Genomic DNA, 21,956 nt, shown 5'->3' on the forward strand with positions numbered 1-21,956 from the left:
TGGCCGCTCCCATTGAGGCTGCCAAGCCTTCACCGGGCGCGGCGTTGTCGGCGTCCATCGCTGGCCTGCGGGCTTGCCACCTGGCGTTCCGGGGAGCGGCATGAGCGCTGCTTCCAATGTCCGCTGGATCGCGATAACGCAGTTCGTCAAGATTGGCTCCCAGCTGGTCAACATGTTCGTGTTGACGCGGCTGATACCCCCTTCCGAGTACGGCCTCATGGCCATGGCCGGCATCGCGACCAATCTGGCGTTCATCCTGCGCGATATGGGTACCGCCGCCGCCATCATCCAGAAGGCCGAGCTGCACGATAACGACAGCTCGTCGGTGTTCTGGTTGAACATGATCGGCGGAATGGTGCTGATGCTATTGCTGTGGCTGGCGGCGCCTTTCATGTCGTCCACCTTCGGTGAGCCACGCTTGACCCATGTGCTGTGGATACTGGCCATTACCTTCCCGGTGGCGGCCAGTTCGATGGTGCATCAGGCTCTGCTGGAGCGGGTGTCGCGCTTCCGGCTCATTGCCGGGATCGAATCGGCGGCCTCGCTGCTGTCGCTGGCCATCGCGCTGGTCCTGGCCTTCCAGGGCGCCGGCGTATGGAGCCTGACGGCGCAGGCGGTGATCACGGCAGTCTGCACGACCCTGCTGCTATGGCGCTATTCACCGTGGCGACCGAAGATGATCTTCGACCGCGCATCGATTCGCAGCGTCTTTTCCTTCAGCGGGGCAATGGCTGGCAACCAGATGGCAGCCTACGTTTTTCGCAATGCCGACAGCTTCGTGGTCGGCAAGATGCTGGGCGCCTCCGTCCTGGGCAATTACTCGCTGGCCTACAAACTCATGCTGTTCCCGGTACAGAACATCTCCTGGGTGGCGGTGCGCTCGCTGTTCCCGGTCATGAGCCGGCGCCAGGACGATCGCGCCTATCTGTCCAGTCTGTCGCTGCGCTCCCTGAGCCTGATTTCCTTCGTAGCCGCGCCGATGATGTTCGGGGTAGCCAGTCTGTCGCACCTGTTCGTAGCGGTCTTCCTCGGCCCCAAATGGGCACTGGTGGGCGACATCCTGCTGTTCCTGGGCCTGGTCGGTTATCTGCAGGTCATCACCAGTGTGGCTGCTCCGGTCTTCATGGCCCTGGGCAAGACCGGCTGGATGCTTCGCCTGTCGCTGATCGGCACGCCGCTGTATGTACTGGCGTTCGTGCTTGGTGCGCGCCAGGATGGCGTTCAAGGCCTGGCGCTGGCTTACCTTGCGGTGTCGGTGGTGATGGCCTTCCCCACCTTCTATTTCGCATGCCGGCTTATTGCCGTGGGTCTCAAGGATTTTCTGGTTGCGCTGCTGCCGTCGCTGCTTTCCGGCGTGGGCATGATGCTCTTTGTCATGTTCTGCCGCGACCGCATCCCGGCCACGGGAACGCTGCTCTTTACGTTGCTGGCTGGGGCCGGCGCGCTCTTCTGGCTGATCACGGTAGCCCTGTTCCAGCGGGCCGCGGCCAAGGAGTTCTTCCGCCTGGCCTTCAAACGAATCAAGAAATGATCCAACTTCCGAACGGGTATCCTCGATGAAAATTGCCATCTTTGTCCTGGCCGACATGTTCGTGCCGCTGATGCTCAGCACCGGCAACTGCCTGGAACAGCGCCATGGCCACCAGGTACGCTACCTGAATTTCCTGCCGCATGACCACAAGCTGCTATCCAAGAACACGGAGCAGCTCTTCCCGCGCGATCTGGAAACACTCGACGGCAGCGCCCAGGAGCAGAACATTCTGTTCCAGCAGGACGACGTGAAGGACATGGTCAACTTCATGCAACTCAAGCACGGTGGCAGCCTGACCGAGTGGCATGGGCGGGTCAATGCGGTGGCACGTTACGTCCAGCGCTTCATCGATGCAGAGGCGCCTGATCTGTTCGTGGTCTGGAATGGCCAGGATCACATCGGCCAGGTCATCAGCGTCCTGTGCCGACGCAAAGATATTCCGGTGGTCTACCTGGAGAACGGTTACTTCGCCAACACACTGCAAGCCGACCTGGCCGGCGTGAATGCCTCCGCCACCCTGGCGGCGCTGGACTACGATGCCGTTCTTGCACAAGCCCAGTCCCAGCCACCTTCCAGCGCCGATGTCCAGTCGGCTCCGGCGCTCGAGATCCGCCCTCTGACCCGCACGCAACTGGCGGCCATCGCGCTGGCCCATCGCGCCAATCTCGGCTACTACACCCAGTATCCGGAACAACGCGGTTCCAGCCGCATCAAGACCTGGCAGATCAAGCGTGAACGCGCTGCCATCCCGAACGACCAGGTCACGTTGCCCGAACACTTTGCTTTCGTCCCCCTGCAGGTCCACGACGATACCCAGGTGCTGCTCAACTCCAGGCTGGTACATTCGGTGGAGGAGTTCTTCGAGACCGTTCATGCCGCCATTCGCCGGACCTGCGGACCGGACTATCCCATCATCGTCAAGGAGCACCCGGAAGACCTGGGGCGCTACGACTACAGTGAACTACGCCAGAAATACCCGGATGTGATCTGGCTGCGCAAGTTCGACATCGAATTGCTGCTGGATCGTGCCACCATGGTGTTCGTGATCAACTCGTCGGTGGGCTTGCAGGCCGTACGCCGCAAGAAGCCGACCGTGGTGCTGGGGGAGTCCTTCTATTCCAAGCCGGAGATCGCTTTCGTGGTCAAGGACCTGGCCCAGCTTGATGCCAACGTGCAGCGCGCCGCCACCGGCGTGGATGAGATGATGTCGATGCGTATCGATCACTTCCTGGAGGCACTGGATCGCACCCTTTTCGTAAAAGGTACATGGAAGTACCCAGCCTGCATCCAGGCCGGACCAGCGCTGGCTGAGCGACTTGTGGCCCTGCACGCGAGCAGTGCAAGCGCAGAGACCATATCCACCAGGTCCGTTGCCAACAGTTGAATCGGCCCCCTACAGACAACACGGATAGCGAGAACAAAAAAAGGAGAGCACGAATGCTCTCCTTTTTTCATTGCGCGACCGCTACCTCAGGCGCGCTTGTAGACGTCATCGAAGCGCACGATATCATCCTCGCCCAGATAACTGCCTGATTGCACCTCGATCAGGTGCAGCGGCAGCTTGCCCGGGTTTTCCAGACGATGGGTGACGCCGATGGGCAGGTAGATCGATTCGTTTTCGCTGAGCAGCGTCACTTCCTCGCCGCGTGTAACCAGAGCTGATCCACTGACCACCACCCAGTGCTCGGCGCGATGGTAGTGCATCTGCAGCGACAGCTTCTCGCCCGGCTTGACGATGATGCGCTTGACCTGGAAGCGCTCGCCCGAATCGACGCTTTCGTAGCTACCCCAGGGGCGGAAGACGCGCTTGTGATGGACGTGTTCGGTGCGCTTGGCACTCTTGAGCGTGTCCACGAAGGACTTGACGTCCTGTACCTTGTCACGATGCGCCACCAGCACGGCATCGTCGGTCTCCACCACGACCAGGTCTTCCACGCCCAGCACCGCGACCATGCGACTCTCAGCACGCACCAGGGTATTTTTGACCTGGTTCAGGTGCACGTCACCGCGCACCACGTTGCCCTCGGCGTCCGCCGGCAGCACTTCATGCAATGCGCTCCAGGAACCCACATCGCTCCAGCCAATGCTGGCCGGCACCACCACCGCGCGCGAGGTATTTTCCATCACGGCATAGTCGATGGACTCCGAGGGGGATGCAGCAAATGCGGCCTCGTCCAGACGGCAGAAATCGAGATCATTGTAGGCCTTGGCAACGGCGTCCTTGACGGCAGCGCCGATGAGCGGACGGTGCACTTCCAGTTCCGCCAGGTAATCACGGGCCTTGAAGAGGAACATGCCGCTGTTCCAGTAGTACCCACCTTGTTGCAGGAAGCCGGTGGCGGTGGCCAGATCCGGCTTCTCGACGAAACGATCCACCATGAAGTTGCTACTCTCGGCAGCATGCGCAGCACCGCGCAAAATATAGCCGTAACCGGTTTCCGGCTGGGTCGGCTCGATGCCGAAGGTCGCCAGCGCGCCTTGCTGCACCGACACCAGCGCGCGTCGTACAGCTTCGTGGAAAGATAGGACATCGGTAATGACGTGGTCGGCCGGCAGCACCAGCATGACCGCCTCAGGGTCCTGGCGTTGCAGATGCAGTGCCGCGGCAGCGACCGCCGGCGCAGTATTGCGGCCTTGCGGTTCCAGCATGATGCTCAGGGGACGTACCCCGATCTCGCGCATCTGCTCGGCGATCATGAAACGATGTTCGTTGCCGCAGACGATCAGCGGCGCCTGTACTTCGGCCCAACTGCCCACGCGGGCCACGGTCTCCTGCAGCATGGTCTGCTCGCTCACCAGCGGCAGCAATTGCTTGGGGTAAGCCGCGCGCGAAAGCGGCCACAACCGGGTACCCGAACCACCGGACAAAATGACGGGATAGATTTTGGTATTAGACATTAGGCACTCCTTGTTTCCTTGATTTCACTGCGCGGTTTGAGGCGGCGGTCCCGTGCATCGTTCCATTGTTCGTCCGGCTGATCGGACGTATGTTTCATTTCGCCGTCGTGGGTGACACTGTAGGCACCGTAGACGACGCTATTTTCAAACCTGGTGCCGCTGGCTACGCGAGTATATTCGAAGAGCACGCTGCGAATCACTTCCGCGCCACTGCAGATGTGGCTGCCGTGACCGATCCAGGCCGGGCCGACAATCCTGGAGCCGGCCTCGACATGGGAGCCGGCGCCGATGTAGACGGGCCCCTCAATGGTCGTGCCTTCCCAGTCGATGCGGGTATTCAAGCCCACCCAGACGCCTTCCTGGATCTGGGTACCGGGGACGTACATCTGCGCGACTTCGCCCTTGAGCACGCTTTGCAGCACCGACCAGAAGTCGGTGACATTGCCAATATCGATCCAGTTGAAGAAACGCTTCTGGGCGTAGAACGGTAATTTCTTCTCCACCAGCAGCGGGAACAGGTCGGCGCCGATGTCAAAGAACTTGTCCTTGGGGATCAGGTCCAGTGCCGCCGGTTCCATGATGTAGATACCGGTACTGGCGAGATTGGACAGCGCCTCTTCCTGGGTGGGCTTTTCCTGGAAGGACTTGACCTTGCCGTCCGGCTCGGCCACCACGATGCCATAGCTGGACACCTGTTCCATCGGTACTTCCTTGGTGATCACACTCACCAGCGCGCCCTTGCGGCGATGCTCGAACAATGCCGAATGCAGGTCGAGGTCGATCAGGGCATCGCCGCAGATGACCAGGGTGGTTTCGTCGAAGAAGCCACCGAATTCCTGGATCTTCTTCATGCCACCGGCCGAGCCGATCGGATTGGGGAAGACCTGGCCGTCGTCGTCCACATAGCCTTCGAAGGAATAGCCGATGCGCGCACCAAAACGCTGCCCTTCGCCGAAATAATTTTCGATGCGGTCGTGCAGGTAGCTGACATTGACCATGATGTCCTGGACGCCGAACTTCACCAGGTGTTCGATCAGGTATTCCATCACCGGCTTGCCCAGGATGGGGATCATCGGCTTGGGCAGCGCATAGGTCAGGGGGCGAACCCGGGTTCCCTTGCCGGCTGCCAGAATCATTGCTTTCATGAATGCCTCTTCTATTGACGATAGGTGTTCGGTGCTACTCAGGTAGACGACTCCAACAGGTGCCGACCAAGTGCCGGCTACCCGCTGCGCTCGCGGTCTATGCGAAACGGCGACCGCTCATGCCGACGGCTGTAACAGATATTCAGCGCAGTGCAGCCCAAACTGCTTGCGCAGTTCCGGCGACGCACCCAGTACGGCCCACGGTCGTTTGGCGGCATGACATGCGCCATACAACAGCATCAGGGACGCCAGGGCTGCGCTGTCGAGATGGCCCAGACCGGTGCAATCCACCACCAGCGGGCTTGATGAGCGGGCCGCCTCCGGCAGCAGTGCACGCAAGCGTCCGATATTGGCTTGCCCCACGGCGCCGGACAGGCGCAGTATGCAATCGCCCTCCCGTTCTTCCACTGCCATGTGTGCCGCTTCGAACTGGGTGGCCACCGGCGTCTGCCGCCGAGCTGCCATTGCCAGAGGAATGACGCGATCGACCAGCAGCGTGAGCAGGCCGACGCCATCATCCCAATAACGACGCCACAACTTGGGTTCTTCCTTGATGCGCCAGAGCCACTCCAGGCCGGTCTTCTGCGCCCAGACCGGCGCCCGCGAGACGGTACCGGCGACGAAGTTGACGACCGCACCAAGGTGACTGACCAAGGGCACGCGTAACCGGGGCAGATTGTATTGGATCCATGCCTGGCCTTTCTTGGCCCCGAGCGCCACGACCAGGAAGTCGGCACCACTGGCATTGATGCGCTCGATACTGACGGGGTCGCTCATTTCTTCAATGGAGCCGAAGCCGGGGCTGTCGAAGCCGACGGCTGTCATTGACGAGGCACTGGCGTTGAGCTTCTCGCTGGCGGCCTGGGCCACGCCTGGAGGGCCGCCGAAGAAGTACACCCGCAGCGCTTCGCCACCGGCCGGCAGCGCTGCCTGGCGCAGGCTCTGGAATAGCGAGGAGCCGGCGACCCGTTCATTGATCGGCAAGCCGGTAGCACGCGCGATCCAGATCAGCGGCATACCGTCGGCGATGGAGAGATCGCTCTGGATGACCGAGAGGCGGAACTGCGGGTCTTCCAGGCAGGCAATTGCAAAGTTCAGGTTGGGAGTGGACAGGAAGCAGCGCTGTCGCTGTAGCACCGCAGTGCGCGTGATGCGTTCGGCATCGGCCAGGCTGACCCGGTCAAACGGCAGGCCCAGGATACAGAAGACATCACGGTTGAAATCGGGCAGATGCGCGATAGCCGCATGCGAGACCGTGTCCGGTGCGATCTGATAGACGTTATTCTGAGTCACGTTTTGACCTTACCCATGCCACCTGGCGGTTGAAGAGAAATTTGACATACAGAGGCAGCTTGCGCGCTACATAGCCGAACGCACCAAGCAATTCGCCCAGGCCGATGACCTTGCGACCATAGCCCGACCATGCCAGCAAGACCGAGACAGCGATCGACACCACCAGCAGGCTGGCCAGCAGCAAGGGCCATACCAGGCCCCATGCCAGCCAGATAATCGCATTCACCCCCCATGCCAGCACCACCAGCATCACCAGCAATGCCAGCGGCGGCACGCTCAGATCCACCGCCAATGCCGCCAGGGCAGCGTTGCGATGCGTCACAGCGCCACCCAGCAAGCGCGGCACGTAAGACTGGATCACGCTCAGGTGACCATGTTCCCAGCGCGTACGCTGGGTGCTGACTCCGCTGTCGCTGGAAGGGAAGAAACTGTAGACCATGGCTTCGGGACAGAACAGTGGCGGCTGGCCGGCTTCGGCCAGGTCCACGCCCAGTTTCATGTCTTCCACGATATGACCGGTGGCCAGATTGGCCTGGCTGATCTGCTGCCAGGTGAAGGCCATGCCAGTGCCCATCAGCTGGCAAGGCTGGCCCAGCTTCTGGAAACCGAGCGGACGCACCAGATTCTTGACCAGCCAGGCGAACTCGGCGATCTTGCGCATCGGGCCCCCGCCTTCTGGTGCATGCATCAGGTAGAGCGCCTGCACAGGACGATTCGATTGCACGCAGGTGCGCGCAATCGTCTCCAGCGCCTGCGCGCCCAGATAGCAATCGGCATCGACGATGATGACCACGTCCGGCGCATCCTCAGCCAATTGGCGAATACCGTGGTCGAGTGCATAGCCCTTGCCGCGCAATTCATCGTGAAAGCGTTCGGTGACCTCTGCGCCGGCCTCGCGGGCAATGTGAGCGGTATGGTCAGAACAATTGTCTGCGACCACCAGGACCCGGTCGGCGGCAAGCAGCTGACGGCGGATACCGGCTACCACTTCGCCAATTCCACCAGCTTCATTGTGGGCTGGCACCAGCACAGCGATACGCGGTCGCGTCGCACTCAATGCCGCAGAGCGCGGGGCAGCCCAGCGGGCACAGAGGACCTGTACCAGCAACACCAGTACCGGTACAGCCAGGAGTACCAGGCCCGCCAATAGCATCATTTGCAATAGCACGATGATCATCAATATTTCCATTTCCAAGTAAAACCGGAGGCGCGGCGGAAAACATAAGCTCGCATTTCAATTGCCTCGCAGCAAGTTGCAAGGCTGGTCGTTGGGCAAATTGGTTCGCCACAGCGCCCAGTTGCCGGAATTCAATTACCATTGGGCAGCACCGACTGCTCTGCCGCACAGTAACGCAACTCTGCCGACTCTATTATGCGACACGCAATCACAAAATTGCTGCATCGCGACAATTATTATCTGGCTCAGCGCTCAAAAATTTTCCTTCACCTTTTTCGTGGAAATTTTGAAGCAAAAAGCTTGAGCACTTGCGCTTTTTGACAATACTCCGCGGGAATGCTCGCTATACTTTTCAGCTCTTCCATAAAACTACTTACATTTCCAGTTGAGTAGAACTTAATCTTCCGACCCAGATCATCGCTATTCCACCCTCACAGGAGCTGCCCATGCAACGGCCACAAAAAACGCTACGGCGTCTTCAACTTACCCTGGCGATGACCGCCCTGCTTTCGACCTCACCCACCTGGGCGCAGGAATGGGGCAGCTACCTCAAGCCATTCGCTGCAGACTCGCTATGGAACAGCCGCCCGGTCAATCCGGTATTCGATAATTTCGTGATACCGACCGACACGTATTTCCCGGCGGTGACCAACAACACCTATTCCACCGGCATCTTTCTGGCCTCGCCCGATGACCCACCGGTGACCGTCAAGGGGCTCACCGGCAGCAAGGGCCTGTTCAATACCGACGACGAGAATTACCACGACGTCACCATCCCACACTGGCCCGCTGCGGCCCGCGCCGCGCCGGGCACCGACGGCCATGCCGACATCGTCGACCCGACCACAGGCATCGTCCACTCGCTGTTCAAGCTCAAGCAGGAAGGCACCCAGTGGACCGCTGCCATGTATGCCTGGACCAAGATCGACGGCCGCGGCTGGCCGGAACCCGGCCATTACTACCAGGGCGCGCGCGCCACGGGTGTGCCGGCTGCGGCAGGTATCATCCGTACCCACGAAGCAGCGCAGAAGCCTGAGTACTACAAGCACGCCCTGGCCATGTCACTGAGCTATTCGGGGCTGAGCCCCAATCCAGCTTATGTCTTCCCGGCGACCTCGGCCGATACCTATGCCGCCACACGCAACAAAGGCAGTATTCCTGAGGGCAGCCTGGTCATGCTGCCACCGGATTTCGACACCAGCCGTATCAGCAATGCCGAAGTGCGCCGCATCGCCGAGACGCTCAAGCGCTATGGCGCCTATATCGTCGATGCCAACATCGGTACGCCCTTCGTCATCTACGCCGAAATCGGCTCCGACGCCAACCCTTCGCCCAGTGGCTGGAACAACACCGTCGCCAACGAATTGCAGTCCGTGCGAGCTGGCCTGCGCCGCGTGATCAGCGCAGAAAGCTGGGTCGATGGCAACGGCAACAAATTCACGCCTAACCAGAACCTCAACCTGCTTTCCATGCGCGGCAACTGGACTCAGCAGTCGGGAAGCGTCCTGGGCAAGTTCAGTTCCTGGGACCAGGCAGTCGTCTTCCCGGCAACCAGTTCGGTCTCGGAGGTGGTCAACTACAGCAACCGCGGCATGAATGCCGTCACCTGGGCCAAACCGGTCATGGGCGCCAGCTACACGCTCACCGCCCGTACCACCAACGGCGGCAAACTGCGCATGAGCATCTATGACCAGTTGGCGGGCAAAGTCGTTTTCGACAGCGGCTATCTGGCCAACGGCGAAAGCAAGACCTTTACCTGGAATGCAAACTCGCCTCGCCTCGCGCTCTACGCGCAAAGCGGTGTGGGCAACAGCACTGCCGTAGGCGGTCAGCTTCTCAAAGCCAACTGACGAACGCCATGTTCACTCAGCCGCCGTCGTACCGACGGCGGCTTTTCTATTTGGACGACGTTGGCGGCAACAAGCCGTCATGTTGCATCGACTGCAGCAAGTACTTCGATGCAGCCAGGCTGATGTGCTGATCATCGTTGTAGAGATAAGCGCCATCGATCTTGGCCTGGCACTTACCCTGTTTGCAGAACAGGGACACCGGATCGAATACCGTTGCCTTCGGATGCAGCTGGCGTAATTCGGCTACCGCCGCGTCATAAGATTTGCGTATCTGCTCATGCTCGGCCTGTGTGAACGCACATTCGCGCGTGGGCTCGGTACCGAACCGATTGACGCAAGAGTGCGGGTCCAGCTTCAGGTAGGGCACATCAGCGACGAAGACCACACGCTTGCCCTGTGCGATAAAGCTTTCGATCAAGGCTCCGTAGCCTGCCATGAATGCCTCGCGCTGCGAGATAGTATGCCCATTGACCTTGTACTGGGACGGCGAGTCCAGATTGCCGCGTGGATAGGCGCCACTGATAACCACCGTCTGAATGGACGGCAGTCTGGCGCCGACCATGATGGCCTGCTTCGCAATTTCAGTGCAGTTATTGGACCAGCGCCGCACGTTGGCAGCTTCGTAGGGCAAATTGGGATAGACGCGGCAGGCGTGCCCTGCGACCATGATGGAAGGAAGCGCCAACTGCCGGTCGAAGACCGCCGAGTGCAATGCCATCACATGGCTGTCACCGACGAAAAGTACCTCCGGCTGTGCAGAGTTGGATAGACACACCTCTTCGCTGACTTCGCTCAGTTGATTCAGGCGTGCGCAGCTACCATCGGAGTTGCGCGAACCTTCGAATACATCAGCACGTGCCAGATAGTCGAGCTTTTCATTGATCGCCCGCTGCGGGAAACCACCATTGACGTAGATCGCCGCACCTGCGGCGCCGACGATCACATTGACAGCCAGCAAGACCAGTACCACTTTGGTCCCGCGGGCATGGCGCAACGGTCGTTCGATGAAGAGGAAGGTAATCCAGGCCAGTGCTACTGCAGCGACCATCGCGATCAGCCGCCACTCCTGTGGGGCGGTCTCCCCTGCGATAATCGCGGCGAAGGCCAGCAAGGGCCAATGCCAGAGATACAGCGGGTAGCTGATGAGTCCGATCCAGACCATCGGTTTGCTGGCCAACACCTTGCGATTGAACCAGGCGCCCGGACCGGCAGAGAGCAGCAGGAAGGTCCCCACGCACGGCAGTAGCGCCCACCATCCGGGGAAACTGCGCGACGCGTTGAGCAGCACGAACCCCACCGCGAGGAAGATCACGCCCAGCCAGGACTGCACATCCTTGTAGCGGGCATTGAGATCAGCTCTGTGCAGGTTGATATACGCCAAGGCCCCACCCACCATCAATTCCCAGAAGCGGGCGAAGGGCGAATAGAAGGCGGCTGTCTGGTCATGTCCGATCAGATACAGATTGACCACAAAGGATGCCAGTGCGATCACGCCGATGATGCGCAGGAAGCCCCATTTGCGTTTCCACACGAAAGCCAGCAGGAGCGGCCAGAATAGATAGAACTGCTCCTCGATGGCCAGACTCCAGAGATGGAGTAAGGGCTTGGTTTCGGCGGAGTTGTCGAAATAACCGCTCTCGCGCCAGAAAAGGATATTGGAAATGAAGGTAGAGCCACCCAGCAGGTGTTTGCCAAGCTGACGGTATTCATCGGCAAAAAGAATGATGCCACCGACCACCGCGCACAGGACCATCACCGTCATCAATGCCGGGAAAATACGTTTGACACGGCGGATGTAGAAATCGACGATGCTGAAGCGATCATGCTCCAGATTATTGAAGATGATCAGCGAAATGAGGAAACCGGAAATGACGAAGAAGATATCCACGCCAATGAAGCCCCCCTTGAACCACTCCGGAAAGGCATGGAAGATCACTACCGAACCGACGGCGATTGCACGCAGGCCATCGATATCGGCGCGGTATTTGGGGTGCAGCTGGGGCAAGGCGGAACCCGATGTGATGGGAGGCGCAGACAAATCCGCCGCGTCTTTCTCAATAACAGGATTTTCGTTGTGTGTGACCATGTGATGGGCTTTCTCGACCAGTGCCGGACTAACGAAGCCGCGCTCGGAGCACGCGCAATGGAGCATCGACAAAGCGATCTACCGCGATGGCAAACAGGCAGGAAATAATCAGTGCAACGAGGACGTTGACTACAGCGTGACGAGAGATCCAGTCAACGTTGTTGAGCATGACGTAGTGGGCCAGATAGATCGAATAGGAATAGATGCCGATACGGCGTATCCACCCGATATTGAGCCAGCGAAACGGCCAGATCCCAGGATTGTTGACCGAATAATAGAACAGAGGAAGCAGTGCAATACCCTGCAGGGAATAGCGAATGGTCTCGCGAAAAGCATCATTACGCACAACCAGCGAAGCCAACAACAAAATCAGCCCCGACAACACGGCAACATGACGAACCACTGGCCTCTGCAATGTCTGCTGCCAGCGCTCGGATATTTGCACGGTGGCCAGAATGCAGCCGTACAGCATGGAATCGATACGGGTATCGCTGGCGTAATATGTCCGCTCGACCGACACGCCCACACCCAGGACCAGATAGCAGCGCCACGCAAGGAACAACAAGCACGCCACTGCCAGGTAGACCGGGATATGTCTTCGCTGGGCCCGATGCAGCATCAGCAGCAGCAAGGCGGGGAAGAAGAAATAGAAATGCTCTTCCACCGCCAGCGACCAGAACACGCCCGTCCCCAATGGAACCGTATGAGCGGCGTCGAAGAACAAGCCGTAGTAATTGGCAAAATAAAAAAGCTGTGCAAAAAAACCCTGCCAGGTTGCATACCCCTTGAACCACCCCAAGTAGGTCAACAGGTACGTCACCACCAGTACCAGCAGCAAGGGGGGCGTCAAACGGAGCAAGCGGCGCAGATAGAAATGCTTGATGTTGATCGCACCGCTGGCGGCATATTCCCGCAGGAGCAAGGTCGTGATCAGATAGCCACTCAGGAAGAAGAAAATGGTCACACCCAGACCGCCCGGCACGATCTTGCCCAGGCCCGCATGACTGGCTGCGACAATGATGATGGCAACAGCACGCCACCCGTCCAGCGAAGCGATGTCCTGATGCTTGGTATGCACCATGCTCATGCCGCTGCTCCCTGGGAAGCGACTGCTTGCCCGGAATGGCCGGAGAACAAAGCCGCAAGTTTGGCCGCCTCCGTATCAATGGAGTGACGGGCTACTGCACGGACGTGGGCCGCCTCCCCCATGCGTTCCAGTTGTTCAGGCGAAGCTTGCAGGCAGGCCTGCATGGAATTCACCAGGCGCTCCACGTCACCGGCCGGGAACAGCCAGCCGTTCTCTCCATCGATCACCAATTCGGGGATGCCTGCGATGAACGTCGTCAACACAGGCCGGCGCAACGCCATGGCTTCCATCACGACCACCGGCAATCCCTCTGCAAAGCTGGGCAGAACCATGGCACGGGCGGCAAGCAATTCATCGCGCACCTGGCGACTGCTGATCCATCCCGTAATACGGATTTTTTCCTGCAGTCCGTGATGACGGATACGCTCCTCGATCTGCGGGCGCATCTCACCGTCGCCGGCCAGCACCAGCTCGAAGGACAGGCCTTTGCGATGGAGCGCTGCTGCGGCCTCGACCAGCAGCAACTGCCCCTTCTGTTCACATAGGCGTCCGACACACACCAGGCGCGCCGCAGCCTGAGCCTGTGCCGGCGCATCCGAATAGAAACCGCGATCCAGTCCGCAATGAACGATCGCCACCTTGGACCACACGCTCTGCTCCACCCAGCGATACAACTGGCTCTGGCAGAACGAGGTGATGGCCACTGTAAAGGCTGAACGCCGGATCTTCTCGTCCAGGCCCAATGCCAGTGGCTTGTCGAATTCTTCAGGGCCGTGCACGGTGAAACTGTAGGTCGGGCCACCCAGGCAATGCGCCAGCATCACGATCTCAGTGGAATTGGTGCCGAAATGGGCATGGATGTGAGTAGCGCCGAAATCCCGGGTCCATTCAACCACCTGGGCTGCTTCCAGCAAGTACACCAGGTGATAGATCAGCCCACGCTCACCGCGACGCGCCATCTTGAAAGCCAGTCCCAGTGCGGCCAGCGCGCCCTTGGGGTTGCTCAGCACCTGGCGCAGCATCGGCGCCAGCAAGGCAAACACGCCTCGCTTGAGGATATACCGCGTGCGGTCACGTTCAGCGCGATCGTCTTCATCCACCACTTCGGCGTCCCAGCCACGCAGCGCAATGCGGTCGATGGCAAAGCCCTGCAGTTCCACCGCAGCGATTTCACGGCGGATGAAGCTGTGGCTGACCTTGGGATACTGGTTGATGAAATAGGCGATTTTTTTTGTCATGACAGATTCGATGGCGAGTGCATGCCCCGGCGGCGAGGCCGGAGTACGAATATCGATGGTTCGGAATGGAGCGACCGAACCTGGTTTCAGGAAGATACGGCGGGAACCGGTTGCAGCGCGGTGCGTTTCTTCTTCATGGCTTCCTGTTTGCCGGCCTCGCTGTTGGCATAGACCGACCAGCCCATGCCCATCACCAACCAGAAATACCAGTTGAAGGCCAGGTAGGAAAGCATGTTGTCCGACGCCGAAACGACCAGGTATTCAATCAGCGTACAGATCAGGATCACGGCGCCGAGCTTGTCCACCGAGTAATAGCGAAGGAGCACCCGCATGACCTGATAGAAGATGGCGAGATAGGCCACCATACCCACCAATCCCGTATCGAAGAACCACTGCACGAACACGCTGTGCGCCCCCCACTTTACGCCGCCGGCCAGGGGGAAGAACATACCCGAATAGAAGGGAAAGGCTTCGACCCCGTAGCCAAAGATGTAGTGCGAAGGCGTCATCCAGTTCAATCCCGACTGCCAGAGATAAGTTCGCCAGGCGAAGGAATTCAGCTTCGCGTAGGTCGTGACGGTATTGCCCGAATCCAGTTGCAGGATACGCTCCTGCACACTGGGGACCATCAGCGCCAAGGTGCCCAGCACAAGCATGTACACCAGGTAGCGCCGCTCGAACTTCACGCCGTACAGGAAGAAGATCAGGAAACACGCCACCCAGGCGCTACGGGTCTGCGTCAACAACAACAGCAGGAAGAGCACGCCCAGATAGCCCGCCAGTACGAAACGCTTGAACTGGTCGAGCTTGAATTCGGCACTCTTGATCACATACAGGCCCAGCGCGATGACCAGGGTCAGATAGAAAGCGAAGATATTGGGGTGACCGAAGGTGCCTTGCAGACGAAATCCGCTCAGTCCACCGCGTGCATTGAGCGCGGTGCTGACCAGGCCGTAGACTGCAGGAATCAGTGAAGACGCGAGGATCAACAAGACCATCGATCTGAATTCCTCAGGCGTACGCACCAGGTAGAACGCGCAGACGAACACGGCAAAATAGGAGCACAGGCCCAGAACGATCTTGAGTGCCGCCCCCTTGTCGGGCGAGACGGCCATACCCGCAAAGGCGACGACCATCAATATCATCCAGTAGAGCCATGCCTTGCGCGGCAGCACCTTGGGCCTCTCGATAAAGAACAGGAAAGCCATCAGGATGATCAAGCCGTTGATAGCCCCGCCCAGACCCAGCGACAGACTACCGCCGGAACCGACACGCGTGGACTCGAGCACGATGTCCCCGGAAGCACGCAGCAGAAGCACGATCAACAAGAGCAGGCGCTTGTTGAAGAGGAACAGCCCCCCGAAGATCAGCAGTGCCGGCAATGCAGCGAGGCGTGCATAGCTACCTTCCAGAAGGCCGGCTACCACAGGCAGGACCAGACCCGCCATGGCTGCAATGACGCAGGCGGCAAGCAGGAACTTCAGCTCAGAGGGTGGGAGGTTGATTCTTCTCATCATTTCTTCCTTGGCGAATGGCTGCCATACCGGCCATTCGATCAATCATCATGTCTGCCCAGGCAATACGCATCTGCCTCGGTTTCACCGGGACCATCCGCCCATTTGCAATCGGGGCTGGAGCCGCCTGCGAATCAGGAGAAACTCCCCATCGGTCTGACTGCCAGCCAAATTCAGACCGGCACCAAGAGGCCAGGTTGGCCAACACGCACAGCGGCATCCAGGTCTTGCAGGAACTTCTGCTGCAAGGCAAAGGCGTCGGCCTCGTCATCCTTTTCCGCCATCAAACTGGAGGCCCGCACAAGAATGCCGTCCGAGACCCGACCTGCCATGCCATCCTTGAAAATCTTCCATCGCGCAGCCAGGCCCCCATTGGGGAAACCATCACCGATGCGCACCCAATAGCTGACCGCCTCGACACGATTCTTCTGAGTGGCCACGAAACGCGAAGCGGCAATCGGATGATCCTGTCCGCGCATCGGCATCTCAACCCGCTGCTCATCCCTGAGTTTGAATCCCTGGGCGACGTAGCAGACCTCGGGCAGGTGGATCTTGACGTCCTGGGTCTGCTCGTTGGCATAGGCCAGAGCCAGCATGACCATCTGACCGTGGCTGTTGACGTAGGTGCGGCTGAGCACATCGTCGTAAGGTTGATCCGAATTGCGACCGGTCCCGTCATCCAGTCCGACGTCGACCTGCAAGAAAGGCGACGGCATTTCCCGCCAGTCGCCAAATTGCGTCGGCACGACGGCGGACAGCTTGGCGGCCTTCACGGTCTGCATCTCATGGGGTACCAGCAGGCCTGCGACCGCTACCGACACTGCCATGACGATGGCCACCGGTACGGCCAGACGAATGTTCATGACGAACTTGTCGCGGACATCTTCGCTGGTGTCCACCCTCTCGCGTTGCACTGGCATCGGCGCGACCCGCCCCTTCCAGTTCGCATAACGCACAGCGATCCAGCGTAGCAGTCCGTCTAATGCAATGATCAGTCCCAGAGCGACCAGGAACAGCAGCATGCCGGCGAAACCATGCAGGAAGCCCTGCCCTGCGGCATCGCCCAGATAGTAGGTGATCAGTGCCAGCACCATGACGCGCACGGTATTGGCGGTGAAAGAAATCGGCACGATCAGAACCGCCAGCAACACGTTTCGCAGGAGTGACTGATGGCGCACCAGATTCATGTACAACAGTCCCAGTGCCTCGAGCGTAAACAGCGAATTGAGGCCGGCGCAGGCATCGGCGACCAGCAACTGGTACGGGCCGATGTAGAGAATCACACCACTGCGTGCGATGGGGTAGCCGAGCAGGCGCAACACCTGCTCCGACACATAGGACACCCCAATCTTCAATGGCTGCGTCAGGAGATCGACCACCGAGGCTGGCAGCGGCACCATGAAGAGCATGAAGAAAAACGCGAACCACAGCCGACGACAGGTACGCACGCCAAATTGCAGCAGCACGATTCCCATGAGGATAGGAATCAGGGAGCCGGCTTCCAGAAACAGTACCGTCTGCGACCGCCCGAGTACAAAACTGAGTATCCCGATCAACAGAAACGCCATGCCCGGGATTGGCGCAGGGCGGCGTTCGATCAATCCTTCCTGCAACAGTTGGCGGACCCGCACCACCAGGTAGCAGCAGGCGACAGCGAGAACGATCGGACCGTGTGCGTTACGCTCGGTCCCCCACACTCCATGGAACAGATCGATGAAACTTGGAATGTACATCGCCGCCAGACCTGCCGCGATCACCAGCCAGGGCAGGCCGGAAAATCGTGGTTCGGGCATCGGGCGGACGGTCTCTGCAGTCATCTGGACTTTCTCCGGCGGATAAACAGCCGTCAGAATTCGTTGACGACACTGCCGACCACGGCCACATGCGCACTGGTCAGGTTATCCGTCAACGTACGCACCGCAGAAATATGGGTCACATTGGTGCGCACCACCACCAGACTGGCACCGGTGCGGGCCGAGATCATGTTGCCGTCGGCGTATTGGGCGCCAGAGGGCGTGTCCACCAGGATGATGTCGAACTCCTGCGCCAGGTCGGTGAGCATCTGCGTGAAGTTCGGACGTCCCAGCAGCTCCTGCGGATTGGGTGGCGTAGGACCCGCCGGCAGCACCGACAGATCCAGCAGATCCGGCACGCGTTGAAGCGCATCGGCTGCGGAACAACGACCGGCGATCACGCCCGACAGACCATTGCGATTGTCCAGTCCGAACAATTCGTGCTGGCAAGGATGACGCATGTCGGCGTCGATCAGCAAGGTGCGTTCGCCCAGCTGCGAGAACACCACCGCCAGGTTGGAGGCAATGAAACTGCGCCCTTCCCCGCTCTCCGGGCTCACGATCGACAGGGACTTGTGCTTGCCGTCGACGTCGAACCAACGCACCATCAACTGGCTGCGCAGTGCCCGCAGGGCTTCGACCTGCTTGCTGAACGGGTTGTAGGCGGCAACGACTTTCTCGCTGACCTTGCTCTCGCCCTTGAGCAGATAGGGGTAGTCGAACTGGCGCGACAGCGCCTGATCGATATCGGACTGGGTCAGCAGTCCCAACTGGATCGCCGCGTCCCCAAAGCGCAAACCGCGCTCGCGCTGCAGGCGCAGGATACGTTCCGCGTTCTCGGGGGAGAGCTTGCCGCTATCGACCAGGATCGCACCGATGGAGCGGTTCGGCAGGGATGCGCCTTCATTGAAGGTCAACGTTGCAGTAGTCATGTTATTCCCGGGGATTCATATTTTTTATCGATGAACGAGAGCGGTCCGCACTCACACTGGTTTGGAGCGGCCAAAGCCGAACCGGCCGCGACGTGTCGCAGCGACGGGGCGGGTAATGGCACCCAGCACCGGCAGACCCAGTTCTTCAACCAGATCATGTTCCGAACGCACACGACGATTGGTCAGTTCCAGACCCAGGGCTGCCATCACTCCCAGGATGGTACCGACGAAGATCGACAGCACCAGGTTGACAAAAATACGGGGGCTGGACGGATTGGCAGGAGGCACTGCTGCCGACAGCAGGGAAATATCCGACTGGTTGGACTGCCCCTCCAGATTCGTCTGTGCGAAGCGCTGGGTGGTCAACTCGTAGGCGCGCTGAGCACTTTCCAGTTCGCGGGTAAGCACTGACAGTTCGTCCCGGGTGCGATTCATCTCCAGGACCTTGCGCTTCTGCGCTTCGAACTCTGCGCGGATTTCTGCCTCGCGCTTGGCCAGGATGGTCGCATTGCTGCCCACCGAAGCCGAGATCGAGGAAGTGGCGGCTGCCAACTGGGCACGCAGACCATCGCGCTCGGCCTTGGCCGACTGGTAATCCGGATGATTGGTACCCAGTCGCTTGGCGGCTTGCTCGAAGCGTGCTTCCGAGCTGGCAAGATTAGCGCGCAGGTTCTGGATCAAGGCGTTGGAGTTGACGTCCGGCGATTCACCGGCGCCACCACCGCTGGCCTGACGGCGACGGGACTGGGCTTCCGCCAGAGCCCCCTGAGCCATGACCAGTTGGGTCGACAAATCGTTGAGGCGATTATTTTCGACGTCGGTACGGTTGTCCAGGTTGGTGATGCCGTGCTCTTCCTGGTACTTGGACAGCTTGGTTTGAGCCTGCTCATACGCGTCGCGCAGAACCTTGACCTGATCGTTGAAATAGACCGAGGCCTTGCGGGTCGGGTCCAGCTTCAGCTGCATGCTCACATTCTGGTAGGCAGCGGCGAAGGCATTGGAAACGAGCGCGGCAAACTGCGGATCTTCTGCCCTGTAGGTGATATCGATCACGCTGCTCTCCTTGGAGGCAACGGCATCAAGCTTTTTCAGCAGCAGCGCAGCCAGCCAGTTACGGATGTCCAGTTCGCCGTGATCATCGGCCTCATAGGCATCCTTGACGGCCTGCTGCTGCGTCAGCTTGAGGCTGTCGACCACCGCCAGCGCCACCGAGGGGCTGTTGATGATGGCCACCTGCGTCGGCATGAAACCGGGTAGCGCCTGAGGCGAGACCACCAGACCGGTGACCGGGTCCGAAGCCTTGTAGTTGAGCACCACGGACGATGTCGCCTTGTATTGTTTGGGCAGTACAAGGCTAACCGCCAGCGTCACTACCACCGTGACCGCCAGAATGAGCAGGATCACTTTGCGACGCGCCTGAAGGATCAGAAGAAATTGGGATAGGTTCATAGGATCACGCCTCCTGGTTGGCGTATTTCATTCACTAAAAAAACGCACTTCTACGATGTCGGACAGACTGGTTAGAACCAGCTTTCCTTCACATAAACGATGTCGTCGGCCTGGAGCAGGTCGTCCTTCTTGACGGGGACCTCCTGCAGGTTGCCCTCGGGATCACGACGCTTGACCAGCAGACCACGCTCGGTACCCCGTTGGGTCAGGCCGCCACCCACGGATAACGCCTGCAACACGGTGGTGTTGCGTTCCAGCTTGTACATGCCGGGACGTTGCACTTCACCGTAAATGTAGAAGCGCAGTGAACGTTCGACATAGACCACGTCATTGGCGCCGACTTCCGGCAGAGAAGTGGTATCACCACTGTGGGTAATGGTGTAGATATCGACGAGCTGTTTGGTAACACCGCCCTTACCATCCGGGCGCACGATGGTCACGGCATCGCCACCGTCGGGGGTGACGCCGCCAGCCAAGGCAATCACGTCAGCCACGTTGCGTCGGCCATCCAGCGGGTAACGACCCGGCTTGGTCACCTGGCCCAGCACCGAGATCATCTGGCTTTGCGGCACGGTGACCAGAATGTTGACCTGCGGATTGTTCAGGTAGCCACCGTTCTTGAGCAGACTGGCGATCTTGGTCTCCGCCTGCGCCGTGGACAGGCCGCCCACCTTGACTTCGCCCACCAGCGGATAGCTGATCACACCGGCCTCACTGATCCGGGTTTCCAGACTCAGGTCGTCGCTGCCATACACCTTGACGCGAATGACGTCACCCGCACCCAGCAGGATGTCATCGGCCTTGGCAAACAGACTGGTGCTGGCGAGCATCAAGCCGATCAGCAGAAATACCATTTTTCTCATCATTGTCATTACTCCGCAGTACATCAGGTTCTTGATTCAGGCGTCGGACGCCCGGATGTTGATCAAAACTTCCTTACTTGAAACCGGCCACGCCGCGCGATATCGCATCGTTCTTGACGCTCTCGGCAGTCTTCCCGGCATCGTCCTTTTCGGCAGGGCTCGCGACACTCAAATCCTTGAACGATTTCGCCTGCTCGGAATACTCGATCTTGGCCTCGCTCTTGAGACGATCCAGCAATTGTTCAGAGGCCTGATTCTGCTTCTGCGTCATCAGATATTGCACAATCTGAGGTGTCGCCACGGCCAACGATACGGGTGCATTCTTGACGTCCTGCAACGAGGTAAGGATCGAGGTCTGACCTTCGATCACGATGAACAGTGTTCCTCGCTCCATGTTCTTCAGGGTGGCATTCATCTGCGGTGGGAGATCTGCCGAGGTCTTGATGACGTTTTGGCGGACGTACTGGACGCGATGCGCGTCCAGCCAGGCCACGACGTCCTCAAGCCTCTTGCCACGCTGATCCATCAATTCGCGCAGCTCGGGTGTGACACTGGAGCCAGCGACGATCAACTGTGCGAACTCATATTGGCGACGCTGCGCAAACCAGTCCGGGTTTTTGCGATACAGGTCGTCGATGTCCTGATCCAGGGGCCGGGCAGGCGCCTTCACCTTGGTGGCCGCATAGCTTTGGGCAAGCACCAGATTGCGCGCGCGCTCCATGTCGGCCAGCACGGCCGGATCGGTATCGAGCTTGTCCTTCTTGGCAGCATTGATCAATAGCTGGCGCGCGACCAGACCATCAAGCAACTGTTTGGTGACCTGCTGACCACCGGTCTTGGCCAATTCATTGTTGACCTGGTGGATCGTGATTTCCTGACCATCGACGATGGCCACTACCTGACTGGAGGACGCCGCAGCCGGCTTTTTCTCGCCGCAGGCAGCAAGGCCCATCAAAAGCATGGTCGAGACGAGCATCCTGGTCGCCATCTTGTTGTGTTTTATCACCGCTTCGTTCCCGATTTTCATTTCACCAAGCTCTCGATTTTTTCATTCTGATTATTCGCTACCACTTGTTGCCCAGGCGCCAGTACACCTCATA

16 protein-coding genes are annotated in these 21,956 nt (G+C 59.4%); 3 read left to right on the top strand and 13 right to left on the bottom strand.

Annotated elements, in window-relative coordinates; translation table 11 throughout:
- Positions 1-100: 100 nt before the first annotated feature.
- Both HWE04_RS13330 and HWE04_RS13335 read left to right on the top strand, forming a co-directional pair.
- Positions 101-1,531 carry a lipopolysaccharide biosynthesis protein gene (locus tag HWE04_RS13330; RefSeq protein WP_241812678.1) on the top strand — a complete coding sequence of 477 codons (1,431 nt, stop codon included), beginning with the start codon at positions 101-103 and terminating at the stop codon, positions 1,529-1,531.
- 25 nt (positions 1,532-1,556) lie between these two features.
- A complete protein-coding gene (locus tag HWE04_RS13335; protein ID WP_241812679.1) occupies positions 1,557-2,915 on the top strand; it encodes a capsular polysaccharide export protein, LipB/KpsS family in 1,359 nt (452 codons plus the stop codon).
- An 86-nt stretch (positions 2,916-3,001) separates the two neighbouring features.
- Here HWE04_RS13335 and HWE04_RS13340 read toward each other — a convergent pair whose 3' ends face one another.
- From HWE04_RS13340 to HWE04_RS13355, 4 genes are all read right to left on the bottom strand, one after another.
- A complete protein-coding gene (locus tag HWE04_RS13340; RefSeq protein WP_241812680.1) occupies positions 3,002-4,429 on the bottom strand; it encodes a mannose-1-phosphate guanylyltransferase/mannose-6-phosphate isomerase in 1,428 nt (475 codons plus the stop codon).
- Complete coding sequence (locus HWE04_RS13345) at positions 4,429-5,565, bottom strand: sugar phosphate nucleotidyltransferase (RefSeq protein WP_241812706.1); 1,137 nt, start codon at positions 5,563-5,565, stop codon at positions 4,429-4,431. The genes HWE04_RS13340 and HWE04_RS13345 overlap by 1 nt, the downstream gene beginning before the upstream one ends.
- Before the next feature lie 126 nt (positions 5,566-5,691).
- Positions 5,692-6,813 (bottom strand): WecB/TagA/CpsF family glycosyltransferase, encoded by a 1,122-nt coding sequence (locus HWE04_RS13350; protein WP_077237243.1) that lies wholly within the window; start codon positions 6,811-6,813, stop codon positions 5,692-5,694.
- A gap of 40 nt (positions 6,814-6,853) precedes the next feature.
- The gene (locus HWE04_RS13355) at positions 6,854-8,044 is read right to left on the bottom strand and encodes a glycosyltransferase family 2 protein (protein WP_241812681.1); all 1,191 of its coding nucleotides are present in this window, start codon (positions 8,042-8,044) and stop codon (positions 6,854-6,856) included.
- A 446-nt stretch (positions 8,045-8,490) separates the two neighbouring features.
- Here HWE04_RS13355 and HWE04_RS13360 point away from each other — a divergent pair, with 446 nt between their 5' ends.
- On the top strand, positions 8,491-9,894 hold the full coding sequence (locus tag HWE04_RS13360) for an Atrophin-1 multi-domain protein (protein ID WP_233207657.1): 1,404 nt from the start codon (positions 8,491-8,493) through the stop codon (positions 9,892-9,894).
- A 46-nt stretch (positions 9,895-9,940) separates the two neighbouring features.
- On the opposite strand, the gene HWE04_RS13365 is transcribed toward HWE04_RS13360, so the two are convergent.
- The 9 genes from HWE04_RS13365 to HWE04_RS13405 all read right to left on the bottom strand — a co-directional run bounded on the left by HWE04_RS13365 (position 9,941) and on the right by HWE04_RS13405 (position 21,883).
- Positions 9,941-11,980 (bottom strand): acyltransferase family protein, encoded by a 2,040-nt coding sequence (locus tag HWE04_RS13365; RefSeq protein ID WP_039876323.1) that lies wholly within the window; start codon positions 11,978-11,980, stop codon positions 9,941-9,943.
- Positions 11,981-12,008: 28 nt separating this feature from the next.
- Positions 12,009-13,067: an acyltransferase family protein gene (locus HWE04_RS13370; RefSeq protein WP_006712714.1), complete on the bottom strand. Its 1,059-nt coding sequence runs from the start codon at positions 13,065-13,067 to the stop codon at positions 12,009-12,011.
- Positions 13,064-14,305, bottom strand: a complete 1,242-nt coding sequence (locus HWE04_RS13375; protein WP_241812682.1) for a glycosyltransferase family 4 protein — start codon at positions 14,303-14,305, stop codon at positions 13,064-13,066. Before HWE04_RS13375 ends, HWE04_RS13370 begins: the two co-directional genes overlap by 4 nt.
- Positions 14,306-14,391: 86 nt before the next feature.
- Positions 14,392-15,822 carry an O-antigen ligase family protein gene (locus HWE04_RS13380; protein ID WP_241812683.1) on the bottom strand — a complete coding sequence of 477 codons (1,431 nt, stop codon included), beginning with the start codon at positions 15,820-15,822 and terminating at the stop codon, positions 14,392-14,394.
- Positions 15,823-15,992: 170 nt separating this feature from the next.
- A complete protein-coding gene (gene xrtB, locus HWE04_RS13385; RefSeq protein WP_241812684.1) occupies positions 15,993-17,636 on the bottom strand; it encodes an exosortase B in 1,644 nt (547 codons plus the stop codon).
- Positions 17,637-17,665: 29 nt separating this feature from the next.
- Positions 17,666-18,544 carry a chain length determinant protein tyrosine kinase EpsG gene (epsG, locus tag HWE04_RS13390; protein WP_039876320.1) on the bottom strand — a complete coding sequence of 293 codons (879 nt, stop codon included), beginning with the start codon at positions 18,542-18,544 and terminating at the stop codon, positions 17,666-17,668.
- A gap of 51 nt (positions 18,545-18,595) precedes the next feature.
- Positions 18,596-19,993: a chain length determinant protein EpsF gene (epsF, locus tag HWE04_RS13395; RefSeq protein ID WP_006712709.1), complete on the bottom strand. Its 1,398-nt coding sequence runs from the start codon at positions 19,991-19,993 to the stop codon at positions 18,596-18,598.
- Positions 19,994-20,064: 71 nt separating this feature from the next.
- Positions 20,065-20,856 (bottom strand): polysaccharide export protein EpsE, encoded by a 792-nt coding sequence (gene epsE, locus HWE04_RS13400; RefSeq protein WP_234296836.1) that lies wholly within the window; start codon positions 20,854-20,856, stop codon positions 20,065-20,067.
- Positions 20,857-20,929: 73 nt separating this feature from the next.
- Positions 20,930-21,883: an EpsD family peptidyl-prolyl cis-trans isomerase gene (locus HWE04_RS13405; RefSeq protein ID WP_234296365.1), complete on the bottom strand. Its 954-nt coding sequence runs from the start codon at positions 21,881-21,883 to the stop codon at positions 20,930-20,932.
- Positions 21,884-21,956: the final 73 nt, after the last annotated feature.

Origin of the sequence: Herbaspirillum sp. C7C2, from assembly GCF_022627865.1 — a bacterium.
GTDB classification, from domain to species: domain Bacteria; phylum Pseudomonadota; class Gammaproteobacteria; order Burkholderiales; family Burkholderiaceae_D; genus Herbaspirillum; species Herbaspirillum frisingense.

Excerpts from the sequence above, each read along its gene's own strand:
- HWE04_RS13370 (WP_006712714.1), bottom strand. The coding sequence starts at position 13,067 with ATGAGCATGGTGCATACCAAGCATCAGGACATCGCTTCGCTGGACGGG.
- HWE04_RS13345 (WP_241812706.1), bottom strand. The coding sequence starts at position 5,565 with ATGATTCTGGCAGCCGGCAAGGGAACCCGGGTTCGCCCCCTGACCTAT.
- epsF (WP_006712709.1), bottom strand. The coding sequence starts at position 19,993 with ATGAACCTATCCCAATTTCTTCTGATCCTTCAGGCGCGTCGCAAAGTG.
- HWE04_RS13360 (WP_233207657.1), top strand. The coding sequence starts at position 8,491 with ATGCAACGGCCACAAAAAACGCTACGGCGTCTTCAACTTACCCTGGCG.
- HWE04_RS13375 (WP_241812682.1), bottom strand. The coding sequence starts at position 14,305 with ATGACAAAAAAAATCGCCTATTTCATCAACCAGTATCCCAAGGTCAGC.
- HWE04_RS13355 (WP_241812681.1), bottom strand. The coding sequence starts at position 8,044 with ATGATCATCGTGCTATTGCAAATGATGCTATTGGCGGGCCTGGTACTC.
- xrtB (WP_241812684.1), bottom strand. The coding sequence starts at position 17,636 with ATGACTGCAGAGACCGTCCGCCCGATGCCCGAACCACGATTTTCCGGC.
- HWE04_RS13335 (WP_241812679.1), top strand. The coding sequence starts at position 1,557 with ATGAAAATTGCCATCTTTGTCCTGGCCGACATGTTCGTGCCGCTGATG.
- HWE04_RS13340 (WP_241812680.1), bottom strand. The coding sequence starts at position 4,429 with ATGTCTAATACCAAAATCTATCCCGTCATTTTGTCCGGTGGTTCGGGT.
- HWE04_RS13405 (WP_234296365.1), bottom strand. The coding sequence starts at position 21,883 with ATGAAAATCGGGAACGAAGCGGTGATAAAACACAACAAGATGGCGACC.
- HWE04_RS13330 (WP_241812678.1), top strand. The coding sequence starts at position 101 with ATGAGCGCTGCTTCCAATGTCCGCTGGATCGCGATAACGCAGTTCGTC.
- HWE04_RS13365 (WP_039876323.1), bottom strand. The coding sequence starts at position 11,980 with ATGGTCACACACAACGAAAATCCTGTTATTGAGAAAGACGCGGCGGAT.
- HWE04_RS13380 (WP_241812683.1), bottom strand. The coding sequence starts at position 15,822 with ATGATGAGAAGAATCAACCTCCCACCCTCTGAGCTGAAGTTCCTGCTT.
- epsE (WP_234296836.1), bottom strand. The coding sequence starts at position 20,856 with ATGAGAAAAATGGTATTTCTGCTGATCGGCTTGATGCTCGCCAGCACC.
- epsG (WP_039876320.1), bottom strand. The coding sequence starts at position 18,544 with ATGACTACTGCAACGTTGACCTTCAATGAAGGCGCATCCCTGCCGAAC.